General features: G+C 57.3%; 14 protein-coding genes and 1 other annotated feature. Of the genes, 11 read left to right on the plus strand and 3 right to left on the minus strand.

Annotated features, from left to right (window positions below):
* Positions 1–23 precede the first annotated feature (23 nt).
* The 11 genes from rplT to selO all read left to right on the plus strand — a co-directional run bounded on the left by rplT (position 24) and on the right by selO (position 9,842).
* Positions 24–380 carry a 50S ribosomal protein L20 gene (gene rplT / locus LJA86_RS04720; protein WP_000124850.1) on the plus strand — a complete coding sequence of 119 codons (357 nt, stop codon included), beginning with the start codon at positions 24–26 and terminating at the stop codon, positions 378–380.
* Positions 381–497: 117 nt separating this feature from the next.
* Positions 498–622, plus strand: a sequence feature (Phe leader region).
* Positions 503–547 (plus strand): pheST operon leader peptide PheM, encoded by a 45-nt coding sequence (pheM, locus tag LJA86_RS04725; RefSeq protein WP_001386830.1) that lies wholly within the window; start codon positions 503–505, stop codon positions 545–547. Its footprint overlaps the feature before it by 45 nt.
* A 62-nt stretch (positions 623–684) precedes the next feature.
* Entirely contained in the window at positions 685–1,668 is a 984-nt protein-coding gene (pheS, locus tag LJA86_RS04730; protein WP_021241084.1) for a phenylalanine--tRNA ligase subunit alpha, read from the plus strand.
* A gap of 15 nt (positions 1,669–1,683) precedes the next feature.
* The gene (gene pheT, locus LJA86_RS04735) at positions 1,684–4,071 is read left to right on the plus strand and encodes a phenylalanine--tRNA ligase subunit beta (RefSeq protein WP_063621416.1); all 2,388 of its coding nucleotides are present in this window, start codon (positions 1,684–1,686) and stop codon (positions 4,069–4,071) included.
* A 4-nt stretch (positions 4,072–4,075) separates the two neighbouring features.
* Entirely contained in the window at positions 4,076–4,375 is a 300-nt protein-coding gene (gene ihfA, locus LJA86_RS04740) for an integration host factor subunit alpha (protein WP_003857805.1), read from the plus strand.
* 103 nt (positions 4,376–4,478) lie between these two features.
* The gene (gene btuC / locus LJA86_RS04745) at positions 4,479–5,459 is read left to right on the plus strand and encodes a vitamin B12 ABC transporter permease BtuC (protein WP_045910264.1); all 981 of its coding nucleotides are present in this window, start codon (positions 4,479–4,481) and stop codon (positions 5,457–5,459) included.
* Between the two features lie 22 nt (positions 5,460–5,481).
* Entirely contained in the window at positions 5,482–6,033 is a 552-nt protein-coding gene (locus tag LJA86_RS04750; RefSeq protein ID WP_048027541.1) for a glutathione peroxidase, read from the plus strand.
* Positions 6,033–6,788, plus strand: a complete 756-nt coding sequence (btuD, locus tag LJA86_RS04755) for a vitamin B12 ABC transporter ATP-binding protein BtuD (RefSeq protein ID WP_045910266.1) — start codon at positions 6,033–6,035, stop codon at positions 6,786–6,788. Before LJA86_RS04750 ends, btuD begins: the two co-directional genes overlap by 1 nt.
* A 74-nt stretch (positions 6,789–6,862) precedes the next feature.
* Positions 6,863–7,327 (plus strand): C40 family peptidase, encoded by a 465-nt coding sequence (locus LJA86_RS04760; protein WP_023335377.1) that lies wholly within the window; start codon positions 6,863–6,865, stop codon positions 7,325–7,327.
* Between the two features lie 294 nt (positions 7,328–7,621).
* Entirely contained in the window at positions 7,622–8,338 is a 717-nt protein-coding gene (locus LJA86_RS04765; protein ID WP_048027544.1) for an EAL domain-containing protein, read from the plus strand.
* A 61-nt stretch (positions 8,339–8,399) separates the two neighbouring features.
* Positions 8,400–9,842, plus strand: coding sequence for a protein adenylyltransferase SelO (gene selO, locus LJA86_RS04770; protein ID WP_229225708.1), 1,443 nt, complete (start codon positions 8,400–8,402; stop codon positions 9,840–9,842).
* 42 nt (positions 9,843–9,884) lie between these two features.
* Here selO and LJA86_RS04775 read toward each other — a convergent pair whose 3' ends face one another.
* Genes LJA86_RS04775 through LJA86_RS04785 form a run of 3 tightly spaced genes read right to left on the minus strand, consistent with a single transcriptional unit; the run spans position 9,885 to position 13,283 of the window.
* Entirely contained in the window at positions 9,885–10,655 is a 771-nt protein-coding gene (locus tag LJA86_RS04775; RefSeq protein WP_045910269.1) for a 3-hydroxybutyrate dehydrogenase, read from the minus strand.
* A 10-nt stretch (positions 10,656–10,665) separates the two neighbouring features.
* Positions 10,666–12,060, minus strand: a complete 1,395-nt coding sequence (locus LJA86_RS04780) for a GntP family permease (RefSeq protein WP_229225709.1) — start codon at positions 12,058–12,060, stop codon at positions 10,666–10,668.
* A gap of 41 nt (positions 12,061–12,101) precedes the next feature.
* Positions 12,102–13,283 carry an acetyl-CoA C-acetyltransferase gene (locus LJA86_RS04785; protein WP_229225710.1) on the minus strand — a complete coding sequence of 394 codons (1,182 nt, stop codon included), beginning with the start codon at positions 13,281–13,283 and terminating at the stop codon, positions 12,102–12,104.
* Between the last annotated feature and the right edge of the window lie 5 nt (positions 13,284–13,288).

Raw genomic sequence — 13,288 nt, forward strand, 5'->3', positions numbered from 1 at the left:
AGAATAGATACAGGAGAGCACACATGGCTCGCGTAAAACGTGGTGTAATTGCACGTGCACGTCACAAGAAAATTTTGAAACAAGCTAAAGGCTACTACGGTGCGCGTTCACGCGTATACCGCGTTGCCTTCCAGGCTGTTATCAAAGCAGGTCAGTACGCTTACCGTGACCGTCGTCAGCGTAAGCGTCAGTTCCGTCAACTGTGGATTGCGCGTATCAACGCAGCAGCACGTCAGAACGGTATTTCTTACAGCAAATTCATCAACGGCCTGAAAAAAGCCTCTGTTGAAATCGACCGTAAGATCCTGGCTGACATCGCAGTATTCGACAAAGTAGCGTTCACCGCTCTGGTCGAAAAAGCGAAAGCAGCACTGGCATAAGCCAGTTGAGAGAGGGGGCCTGGCTCCCTCTTTTCATATAACCCTGTAAGAAGATTGACATTTACCCGTGCAGGCTTTTCAATAAGGTCTCAACGGTTTTTACCCAACAAGGTAACGCAAGCATGAATGCTGCTATTTTCCGCTTCTTCTTTTACTTTAGCACCTGACTTCAGGAGGCTAGCGCGTGAAAGATGAAACGAAAAACAGCGCCAGATAAGCCTCCCGATGGAGGCTTTTTTTGTGCCTGAATTTGAGAGAATAACTCCACCAAATCGGTGTCTGCACCGACATAATGAGGAAAATCATGTCACATCTCGCAGAGCTGGTTGCCAGTGCAACAGCCGCCATTAATCAGGCCTCAGATGTTGCCGCGTTAGACAATGTCCGCGTCGAATATCTTGGGAAGAAAGGGCACTTGACCCTTCAAATGACAACCCTGCGTGAGCTGCCGCCAGAAGAACGCCCGGCAGCGGGGGCGGTGATTAACGAAGCCAAAGAGCAGGTACAGCAGGCGCTGAACGCACGCAAAGCCGAGCTGGAAAGCGCGGTGCTGAATGCGCGTCTGGCCGCAGAGACGATCGACGTCTCTCTGCCGGGTCGCCGCATCGAGAACGGCGGTCTGCACCCGGTTACCCGTACCATCGATCGCATTGAAAGTTTCTTCGGTGAGCTCGGCTTTACCGTGGCGACTGGCCCGGAAATCGAAGATGATTACCACAACTTCGATGCTCTGAACATTCCTGGCCATCATCCGGCACGCGCTGACCACGACACTTTCTGGTTCGACGCGACGCGTCTGCTGCGTACCCAGACCTCCGGCGTTCAGATCCGCACCATGAAGGATCAGGCACCGCCAATCCGTATTATCGCGCCGGGCCGCGTCTATCGTAACGACTACGATCAGACCCACACCCCAATGTTCCACCAGATGGAAGGCCTGATTGTTGATAAAAACATCAGCTTCACCAACCTGAAGGGCACGCTGCACGATTTCCTGAACAACTTCTTTGAGGAAGATCTGCAGGTTCGTTTCCGTCCGTCCTACTTCCCGTTCACCGAACCGTCTGCGGAAGTTGACGTGATGGGCAAAAACGGCAAATGGCTGGAAGTGCTGGGCTGCGGCATGGTGCATCCAAACGTACTGCGCAACGTGGGTATCGATCCGGAAGTTTACTCCGGCTTTGCCTTTGGTATGGGCATGGAGCGTCTGACCATGCTGCGCTACGGCGTGACCGACTTACGTGCATTCTTCGAAAACGATCTGCGTTTCCTCAAACAGTTTAAATAAGGGCAGGACAGAACAATGAAATTCAGTGAACTGTGGTTACGCGAGTGGGTAAACACCACGCTGGACAGCGACGCGCTTTCTAACCAGATCACCATGGCTGGTCTGGAAGTGGACGGCGTTGAGCCGGTTTCTGGCGCATTCAACGGCGTGGTCGTCGGCGAAGTGGTAGAGTGCGGCCAGCATCCTAACGCGGACAAACTGCGCGTAACAAAAGTAAACGTAGGCGGTGACCGTCTGCTGGATATCGTCTGCGGTGCGCCAAACTGCCGTCAGGGGCTGAAAGTGGCCGTGGCGACCGTCGGTGCGGTACTGCCGGGCGATTTCAAAATCAAAGCGGCTAAGCTGCGCGGCGAGCCGTCTGAAGGCATGCTGTGTTCCTTCTCCGAGCTGGGTATTTCCGACGATCACAACGGCATCATTGAGCTGCCGCTGGATGCGCCAATCGGCACCGATATCCGTGAGTACCTGAAGCTTGATGACAACACCATCGAAATCAGCGTCACGCCAAACCGTGCCGACTGCTTAGGGATCATCGGCGTGGCGCGCGACGTTGCCGTGCTGAACCAGACCGAACTGAACGCGCCGGACATTGCGCCGGTTGAAGCGACCATCAGTGACGTGCTGCCTATTCAGGTTGACGCTGCGGATGCTTGCCCGCGCTACCTCGGTCGCGTGGTGAAAGGCATCAACGTTAAGGCGCCAACCCCGCTGTGGATGAAAGAGAAGCTACGCCGCTGCGGTATCCGCTCTATCGACGCCGTGGTCGACGTGACCAACTACGTTCTGCTGGAGCTGGGCCAGCCAATGCACGCGTTCGATAAAGATCGTATCGAAGGCGGCATTGTGGTGCGCATGGCGAAAGAGGGTGAAACCCTGGTTCTGCTGGACGGCAGCGAAGCGAAACTGAACGCCGACACCCTGGTGATTGCTGACCACAGCAAAGCGCTGGCAATGGGCGGTATCTTCGGTGGCGAACATTCGGGCGTCAACGACGAAACCCAAAACGTGCTGCTGGAGTGCGCGTTCTTCAGCCCGCTCTCTATCACCGGTCGCGCACGCCGTCACGGTCTGCACACCGATGCGTCTCATCGCTACGAGCGTGGCGTTGACCCGGCGCTGCAGTACAAAGCAATGGAACGTGCCACCCGCCTGCTGATCGACATCTGCGGCGGCGAAGCGGGCCCGGTGATCGACGTCACCAACGAAGCGACGCTGCCGAAGCGTGCGACCATCACCCTGCGCCGCAGCAAGCTGGATCGCCTCATTGGGCACCATGTTGCTGATGCGCAGGTGACCGATATCCTGAAGCGTCTGGGTTGCGACGTGACCGAAGGTCAGGGCGAGTGGAAAGCCGTTGCGCCGTCTTGGCGTTTCGACATGGAAATTGAAGAAGATCTGGTGGAAGAAGTGGCCCGTGTTTATGGCTACAACAACATCCCTGACGAGCCTGTCCAGGCCGGTCTGGTGATGGGCACCCACCGTGAAGCCGACCTGTCCCTGAAGCGTGTGAAAACCATGCTGAACGACAAAGGCTACCAGGAAGTGATCACCTACAGCTTTGTTGATCCAAAACTGCAGCAACTGATCCACCCGGGTCAGGAAGCGCTGATCCTGCCAAGCCCAATCTCCAGCGAAATGTCCGCGATGCGTCTGTCCCTGTGGACGGGCCTGTTGGGCACTATCGTTTATAACCAGAATCGCCAGCAAAACCGCGTGCGAATTTTCGAAAGCGGTTTGCGCTTTGTACCGGATAATCAGGCAAATTTAGGCATCCGTCAGGATCTCATGCTGGCTGGCGCCATCAGCGGTAACCGCTATGAAGAACACTGGGACCTGGCAAAAGGCACGGTTGATTTCTACGATATGAAGGGCGATCTGGAAGCGATTCTGGATCTGACCGGTAAATTATCTGAAATTGAATTCCGCGCAGAAGCCATCCCGGCCCTGCATCCAGGCCAGAGTGCTGCCCTCTATTTAGACGGCAAACGCATTGGTTTTATTGGGGTTGTTCACCCTGAGCTGGAGCGTAAACTGGACCTGAACGGCCGTACCATCGTGTTCGAGCTGGAATGGAACCTGGTGGCAGACCGCGTGATTCCTCAGGCTCAGGACGTCTCCCGCTTCCCGGCAAACCGCCGTGATATCGCGGTTGTGGTCGCGGAAAATGTGCCCGCAGCAGATATTTTGGCCGAATGTAAGAAAGTTGGCGTAAATCAGGTAGTTGGCGTAAACTTATTTGACGTGTACCGCGGCAAGGGCGTAGCAGAGGGCTTTAAGAGCCTGGCTATCAGCCTGATCCTTCAGGATACCAGCCGTACACTCGAAGAAGAGGAGATTGCCGCTACCGTCGCCAAATGTGTAGAGGCATTAAAAGAGCGATTCCAGGCATCATTGAGGGATTGAACCTATGGCGCTTACAAAAGCTGAAATGTCAGAATATCTGTTTGATAAGCTTGGGCTTAGCAAACGGGATGCCAAAGAGCTGGTAGAGCTGTTTTTCGAAGAGATCCGTCGTGCTCTGGAAAATGGTGAGCAGGTAAAACTCTCCGGTTTTGGCAATTTTGATTTGCGCGACAAAAACCAACGTCCGGGCCGCAACCCGAAGACGGGGGAAGATATTCCCATTACAGCCCGCCGCGTGGTGACCTTCAGACCCGGCCAGAAGTTAAAAAGCCGTGTCGAAAACGCAACGCCCAAAGCAGAGTAATATGAACTAACTAAAAAGGCCGCCCACGCGGCCTTTTTTCTTTGCGCTCTTTGGTAAACCCGCCGTAAAATCAATTACATCTCACGCTACTAAAACCGTACACATGCTTGATTATGCCCATCACCAGCACCGTTCCGATCGGCGTCGCCTGCTTTTGCTGGCGCTGCTGCTCATTATTGCCGCAGGCGTTAGCCTCTGCGCCGGTGACCGATGGATAGGGCCCGAAAGCTGGTGGGGGCCTGACGGACAGCTCTTCGTCTGGCAAATTCGTCTGCCGCGTACCGTCGCGGTGATGCTGGTGGGTGCCGCGCTGGCGCTGTGCGGCACCATAATGCAGGCATTGTTTGAGAATCCCCTGGCGGAGCCCGGGCTGCTCGGCGTGTCCAACGGTGCGGGCGTGGGGCTGATTGCGGCGGTAATGCTGGGCGGAGGCGAACTCTCCGGATGGCGTATTAGCCTGAGCGCGATTCTCGGCGCATTACTGATAACGCTCATCCTGCTTCGTTTTGCCAGACGGCATTTATCGACCAGCCGTCTGCTGCTTGCCGGCGTGGCGCTGGGGATCATCTGTAGCGCGCTGATGACTTGGGCGGTCTACTTCTCGACCTCCTTTGACCTGCGGCAGCTCATGTACTGGATGATGGGCGGCTTTGGCGGCGTCGACTGGCAGCAGGGCTGGCTGATGGCGCTGCTGGTGCCGGTCATCGTGTGGGCTGCCCTGCAGGCGCAGCCGCTGAATATGCTCGCGCTGGGTGAAACCTCAGCCCGCCAGCTGGGCATGCCGATTGGGTTCTGGCGTAATGCGCTGGTGATCGCCATTGGCTGGCTGGTCGGCGTCAGCGTTGCCCTGGCGGGCGCGATTGGCTTTATTGGCCTGGTGATCCCGCACATGCTCCGTCTGTGTGGCCTCACGGACCATCGAACCCTGCTTCCGGCCTCGGCGGTTGCCGGGGCCGTCACGCTGCTGGTAGCTGACATCATCGCCCGGCTTGCCCTGACGGCTGCAGAGTTGCCTATCGGCGTGGTGACCGCCACGCTGGGCGCGCCGGTCTTTATCTGGCTACTATTAAAAGCTGGACGTTAAATCGACAACCTGAGGAAATGCTATGCAGTCAGATATCCTGAATACTGAAGTGACCACCATTGATGGCGATAAAACCACGCTGGAAGGCTACAAAGGCAACGTGTTGCTGATCGTCAACGTGGCATCCAAATGCGGCCTGACGCCGCAGTACGAGCAGCTGGAAAACATTCAGAAGGCCTGGGAAAAAGACGGTTTCACCGTACTGGGCTTCCCCTGCAACCAGTTCCTGGGCCAGGAGCCGGGCAGCGAAGAGGAGATTAAAACCTTCTGCAGCACCACTTACGGCGTGACGTTCCCGCTGTTCAGCAAAATCGATGTCAACGGGGAAGGCCGCCATCCGCTGTATGCGAAGCTGATCGCTGCCGCACCGAAAGCCGTTGCGCCGGAAGGCAGCGGTTTTTATGAACGCATGGCCAGCAAAGGCCGCGCGCCGCTTTACCCGGACGATATACTCTGGAACTTCGAAAAATTCCTGATTGGTCGCGACGGCCAGGTCGTTCAGCGTTTTTCACCGGATATGACCCCTGAAGATCCGATCGTCATGGAATCTATCAAGCTGGCGCTGGCGAAATAATGTCGCTGCTGATGCAGCTCACGGACGTTGCCGAGAAGGGACGTCTGGAGCCGATAACCGGCACCGTCAATGCGGGCGAAATCCTGCATCTTGTCGGGCCAAACGGCGCCGGAAAGAGCACGCTGCTGGCACGGATGGCGGGCATGACTGCCGGAGAAGGGCAGATAACGTTGCTGGAGCATACGCTGGCCGACTGGTCGCCGGTCTCACTGGCGCATCGGCGCAGCTATCTCGTGCAGCAGCAGGTGCCGCCCTTTGCGATGCCGGTCTGGCAGTATCTGATGCTGCATTTGCACGACAAACACCGTACGGCGCTGCTGGCGGACGTGGCCGCGGCGCTGGGGCTGGAAGATAAACTCTCCCGGCATGTCAGCCAGCTATCCGGCGGTGAATGGCAGCGGGTGCGTCTGGCGGCTGTCATCGTCCAGATCCACCCGGCCGGTAACCCGCATGGGAGGATGCTGCTTCTCGATGAACCGATGAGCGGTCTGGATGTGGCGCAGCAGGCGGCCCTGGATACGCTGCTAAGCGCGCTGAGCCGAAAAGGCATCGCCGTGGTGATGAGCAGTCATGACCTCAACCACACTTTGCGACATGCCCATCGGGTGTGGCTGCTGGCGAAGGGGAAGATGATCGCCAGCGGTACGCGGGATCAGGTTCTGACGCCGCCCAATCTTGCCCGCGCGTACAACATGTCGTTCCGCAGGCTGGATATCGAGGGCCATAAGATGCTGATTTCGACCGGGCAGGAGTAAGCGTTTCTTGCCTGTGAGCACAGTTGCACGCTAAATTACGAAAAGAACAAAAAAAGCAGAGGATTCGTCTGAAAATGCGATTCTGGTTTCTCCTGATGGCCACACTTTTTCTTGCGGGATGCAGTAGCCATCGTGCACCGCCGCCTAACCCACGGCTTTCAGATTCGATCACCGTCATCGCCAGCCTCAACGATCAGCTGAGCAACTGGCGCGGCACGCCTTATCGCTACGGCGGTATGAGCCGTGGCGGTGTGGATTGCTCCGGCTTCGTTCTGATGACCTTCCGCGACAAGTTTGATTTACAGCTGCCGCGCGAAACGCGCAAACAGGCAGAAATCGGCACGGAAATTGATAAAGACGATCTTCTGCCCGGGGACCTGGTTTTCTTCAAAACCGGATCGGGGGAAAGCGGTCTTCATGTGGGCATTTATGACACTGACAACCAGTTCATTCACGCGTCAACCAGCCGCGGCGTGATGCGCTCTTCCCTGGATAATGTCTACTGGCGTAAAAATTTCTGGCAGGCACGACGTATATAGTCTTCGTCGTATACCTCTCTTATGACGGCATGGAAACGAATAAAACATGCCGTTTTTTCTCAAATAAGATGATTAAAGTTAAATTTATCTAAAATTAGCGAATCCCGCATGTGTCTGTTTTATCTAAAACTGGCTATTATTCTGCAACCAGGATAAGATTATTTTAGATTCAGGGATAAATCTGAAAATTAATACGGAACTAATGAAATTAATCTTATTAAAATCAAGACAGTGGAATTGTGTCGGCAATTGCTCCAGGATGTCCTCTCTCATCTTTAATGCGGGGCGAGTGCAATGATAATTACGCTAGATAATGCTTACCAGTCTGAACTGCTGCTTCTGCCTGCCCGTAATAGCGCAGGGGAGCTTAAAGGTTTAGAAATTCTGGTTAACTTTACTGGCGTCGGCAGCGATGTGCGGATCCCCACTGAGCTTGTTATCCCACGACTTTCAGCGGCTGAAGAGTTAACGCTGTTTAACGAAAAATTGCAATTGCTTGATACCTGTAAACTGTTTTTTATTCAGCATCAGTTAATTGCATGGATCAATATTACACCTGCAATAGTTGAATTTTTATTAAGTAATGGAAACGCTGTTTCAATTCTTGAGCGTTATCCGTTTCTTGAGTTTACTGTTAATGAGAATTATCCAGGTTTAAATAACGGAAAGGACGATCTTCAGCTGGCGAGAATGGCGATCCATTTTCCGTTGGTGCTGGCAAACTTTGGCGCAGGCGCGGCATCGCTCAAGGCGGTCTACGATGGATTATTTAAACGGGTCATTCTCGATAAAGGCTTCATTCAGCAGCGTGCGGCGGAACTCTCTTTTGAGCCCTTTATGCGCGCCATCCTCTGGCAAATCACGCCGCACTGTCAGTCTGTGATTGTCTCAGGCATTGATGACCACGGCCTCTTGCAGCGCGTGCTGTCCTTTAATTTTGGCGCCATGCAGGGAACACTCTGGCCTGCCGTCTCGGCGGAACACGTCACTACGCTGGTTCAGCAGCGATAACCCTTGCTTTCGCCCGTGTTTAAGTCCGGGTAAACCCTCTACACTAAAAGCAGGAGGACTTATGACCCTGTCTTTTACTGCTCGCTGGCATGACGAGTTGCCGGGATTTTATACCGCACTCAAACCCACACCATTACAAAATTCACGTCTTATCTGGCATAACGATCGGCTGGCAGAAGAGTTGGCCATTCCGCCTGAGCTGTTTCAGCATTCAGAGAGCGCTGGCATCTGGGGAGGCGAAACGCTTCTCGCCGGTATGCAACCCCTGGCTCAGGTCTATAGCGGACATCAGTTTGGCGTCTGGGCAGGACAGCTGGGCGACGGCAGGGGGATCCTGCTCGGTGAACAACAGCTTCCCAACGGGGAGACGGTTGACTGGCACCTCAAAGGCGCGGGCCTGACGCCGTATTCGCGGATGGGCGACGGGCGTGCGGTTCTGCGTTCAACGATCCGCGAGAGCCTGGGCTCCGAAGCGATGCATGCCCTGGGTATCCCCACCACCCGAGCGCTGTCGATCGTGACCAGCGACACACCGGTTGTGCGCGAAACCGTGGAAAAGGGCGCCATGCTGATGCGTATCGCGCAAAGCCATCTGCGCTTCGGCCATTTTGAGCACTTTTACTATCGTCGCGAGCCGGAAAAGGTGCGCCAGCTGGCAGACTTTGCCATTCGTCACCACTGGGCGCACTGGCAGGACGAGGCGGATAAATACGTTCTCTGGTTCAGGGACGTGGTGGCCCGTACCGCCACCCTGATTGCCCGCTGGCAAACGGTAGGCTTTGCCCATGGCGTCATGAATACCGACAACATGTCGCTTCTCGGGTTGACCTTTGACTACGGCCCGTTTGGTTTCCTGGATGATTATCAGCCAGGCTATATCTGCAACCACTCCGACTATCAGGGGCGCTACAGTTTTGACAATCAGCCCGCGGTGGGCCTGTGGAACCTGCAGCGGCTTGCGCAAACCCTGTCGCCGTTTATCGACGTTGATGCCCTGAATGATGCGCTCGACAGCTATCAGGAGATCTTACTGCGGGAATATGGCACGCTGATGCGCACTAAGCTGGGGCTGGTGACGCAGGAGAAGGGCGATAACGACATCCTCAATGGCCTGTTTGCCCTGATGGCGCGCGAGGGCAGCGATTACACGCGCACCTTCCGGATGCTGGGGCAGACGGAGCAGCACAGCGCCGCCTCGCCGCTGCGCGATGAGTTTATTGACAGACAGGCGTTTGACGACTGGTTTGCATCCTACCGCGCGCGGCTGCAGCAGGAGCAGGTGGATGACGCGACCCGCCAGACGCAGATGAACGCCACGAACCCGGCGATGGTGTTGCGCAACTGGCTGGCACAGCGGGCGATTGAGCAGGCAGAGCAGGGCGAGTATGACGAGTTACACCGTCTGCACGTGGCGTTGCGCACGCCGTTTGCCGACCGGGGTGATGATTACGTCAGCCGCCCGCCTGACTGGGGCAAGCGGCTGGAGGTCAGCTGCTCAAGCTAGTCTTTTGGCCGGGGGGCGGATTCGTCTTACCCGGCCTGAACATCACTGCGCGACCCAGCCGCCGTCCATATTCCACGCGGCGCCGCGAACGTTAACGGCGCTGTCGCTGCACAAAAACAGCGCCAGTTCACCCAGCTGCTCCGGGGTAACAAACTCGCCCGAAGGCTGTTTCTCCGCCAGAAGCTGTTCGCGAGCGTGCTCCGGCGGTACGCCGTCAGCGATACGTTTGTCAATTTGCTGCTGCACCAGCGGGGTCAGCACCCAGCCGGGACAGATCGTATTGGCGGTAATGCCGGTGCGCGCGGTTTCCAGCGCCAGCGATTTCGTAAAGCCCACCACGCCGTGCTTGGCTGCCACGTAGGCCGACTTCTCTTTTGACGCGACCAGCCCGTGAACGGAGGCGATATTAATGATGCGCCCCCAGTTTTTCTCGCGCATGGCAGGGAGCGCCAGCCGGCTGGTGTGAAACACCGACGAGAGGTTAATGGCGATAATGTCGTTCCATTTCTCCACCGGAAACGCGTCAACCGGTGCCACGTGCTGTATGCCAGCGTTGTTGACGAGAATGTCCACGCCGCCAAACTGCGATTCGGCGTAGCGCATCAGGGCCTCTATTTGCAGGACGTCACGCAGGTCCGCATCGTGATAGCCCGGCTTTTTGCCCAGTTGCGCAATCTCAACTATTGCTGATTCACTGTCGCCGAAACCGTTGAGGATCAGCTGCGCCCCGGCCTTCGCCAGCACGCGGGCGATCCCCAGGCCAATGCCGCTGGTCGAGCCGGTGACCAGGGCGGTTTTACCGTTCAGATTCATCTTTCTCTCCTTACACAATGCCGGTCAGATAGAACACGGCAATGACAAAAAGCACTGCCAGACTTTTAATAATCGTGATAGCAAAAATGCCGCCGTAGGCCTGGCGATGGCTCAGGCCAGTGATAGCCAGCAGGGTAATCACCGCCCCGTTATGGGGTAGGGTATCCATTCCCCCGCTCGCCATTGACGCCACGCGGTGCAGCACCTCAAGGGGGATATTGGCGGCGTGCGCGGCGGCGACAAACGTGTCGGACATGGCGGCGAGCGCAATACTCATCCCGCCGGACGCCGAGCCGGTGATCCCCGCGAGAACGGTCACGCTGATGGCTTCATTCAGCAGCGGATTCGGAATGGCCGCCAGCGCGTGGGATAACACCAGAAAACCGGGCAGGGCGGCGATAACCGCGCCGAAACCGTACTCCGAGGCGGTATTCATCGCCGCCAGAATGGCACCGCTCACCGCCGTCCGGCTGCCTTCTGCCAGGCGTCCCCGGATGTTGCGGAAGCCAAAAATCAGCACCAGCACGATACCGGATATCAACGCCGCCTCAACGGCCCAGATGGCGGTGATCTTGCTCACCTCGGTCACGATCGGTTTCGCCAGACCGGGCAGGGTCAGCTCGTGGCTCGTGCCGTACCAGCCGGGGATCCAGCGGGTAAACAGCAGGTTGAGTATGCCCACCACCAGCAGCGGGGCGATGGCAATCAGCGGATGCGGAAGGTTAATGTTGTCCGGCGTCTCCGGTTCATTTTTCAGATCCGTGCCGTAACCTTCGTTGTTGCTGAGCGCCTTACGCCGCTGGCGTTCCAGCCAGAGCAGGCCAAAGACGATAATGAACAGAGAGCCGATAAGCCCCAGCCACGGTGCGGCCCAGGCGTTGGTACCAAAGAAGCTGGTGGGAATGATGTTCTGGATCTGCGGCGTGCCGGGCAGGGCATCCATGGTAAACGAGAATGCCCCCAGCGCCACCGTGGCCGGGATCAGCCGTTTAGGGATACCGCTCTGGCGGAACAGTTCCGCGGCGAACGGGTAAACCGCAAACGCCACCACGAACAGCGACACGCCGCCGTAGGTTAACAGCGCACACACCAGGACAATCACCGGGATGGCGTGGCGACGACCGAGGATCTGAATCGCGGCGGCGACGATGGAGCGCGAGAAGCCGGAAAGCTCAATCAGTTTGCCAAACACCGCCCCCAGCAGGAACACCGGGAAGTAGAGCTTGACGAAGCCCACCATTTTTTCCATGAACAGACCGGTAAACGTCGGGCCAACGGCGCCCGGATCGGTCAGCAGTACCGCACCGAGCGCCGCAATCGGCGCAAACAAAATCACGCTATATCCGCGATAGGCCGCCAGCATCAGCAGCGCCAGCGCCGCCAGGGCAATTAATACACTCATCACGACTCCTCACTGTCATTATTATTCGGGTACCAACGAGATGTTTAACGCTCGACGGTGAGGGCAATGCCTTGCCCGCCGCCTACGCACAGGGTGACGAGCCCCTTTTTGACGTCACGGCGCTGCATTTCGTACAGCAGCGTCACGAGGATGCGGCAGCCGGAGGCGCCAATCGGATGACCGAGGGCGATCGCGCCGCCGTTAACGTTCACCCTGCGTTCATCCCAGCCGAGCTGCTGGCCCACCGCCAGCGCCTGGGCGGCAAAGGCTTCATTGGCTTCAATGAGGTCCACGTCATCGAGCGTCCAGCCCGCCCGCGCAAGCGCCGTCTGACAGGCGCTGACCGGCCCGATGCCCATCACCGACGGGTCAACGCCCGTCACGGCATAGCTCACGATGCGCCCCAGAATCGGCAAACCGCTCTCCCGCGCCTTTTCGCCGCTCATCAGCAGCACCGCCGCGGCGCCGTCGTTGAGCGTGGAGGCATTTCCCGCCGTGACCGTGCCTTCCTCCTGCAAAAAGGCGGGGCGCAACTGCGCAAGCTGCTCGGCGGTGGTGCCTGTCCGGGGCTGCTCGTCACGGCTGACAATAAGCGGCGGCTTTTTACCCTGCCTCACCGTCACCGGCGCTATCTCGGCATCAAACCGGCCCGCTTCGGCGGCGGAGGCCGCTTTTTGCTGCGACCGGGCAGCGAAGGCGTCCTGCTGCTCGCGAGAAATGCCGTACTGCCGGACGACGTTTTCAGCGGTGATCCCCATGTGGTAATCGTTGAACGCGTCCCACAGACCGTCCGTGATCATGCTGTCCTGCAGGCCCGTATGGCCAAAACGCAGCCCTGAACGCGCGCCATCCAGCAGATAGGGGGCGTTACTCATGCTCTCTTGTCCGCCGGCAATCACTACCTCAGCGTCGCCGCAGCGGATCGCCTGCGCGGCGAGCTGCACCGCTTTTAATCCCGCGCCGCACACCAGGTTGACCGTTGTCGCTGGCGTGCTGACGGGTAACCCGGCGGCGATGGCCGTCTGACGCGCAGGGTTTTGTCCGCATCCCGCCGTCAGCACCTGGCCGAAAATCACCTCATCTATCGTCTCAGCAGGAAGACCGCTGTTTTCAAGCAGACGATGAACCGCGACGGCCCCCAGTTCAGCCGCAGAGAGGGGCGCGAGCGATCCGCGAAAACTGCCAATGGGGGTCCGCGTTGCCCCGACAATCATGACCTCTTTCATCCTGA

Origin of the sequence: Enterobacter sp. TCD1-1, from assembly GCF_020567405.1 — a bacterium.
Classification (GTDB): domain Bacteria; phylum Pseudomonadota; class Gammaproteobacteria; order Enterobacterales; family Enterobacteriaceae; genus Enterobacter; species Enterobacter quasiroggenkampii.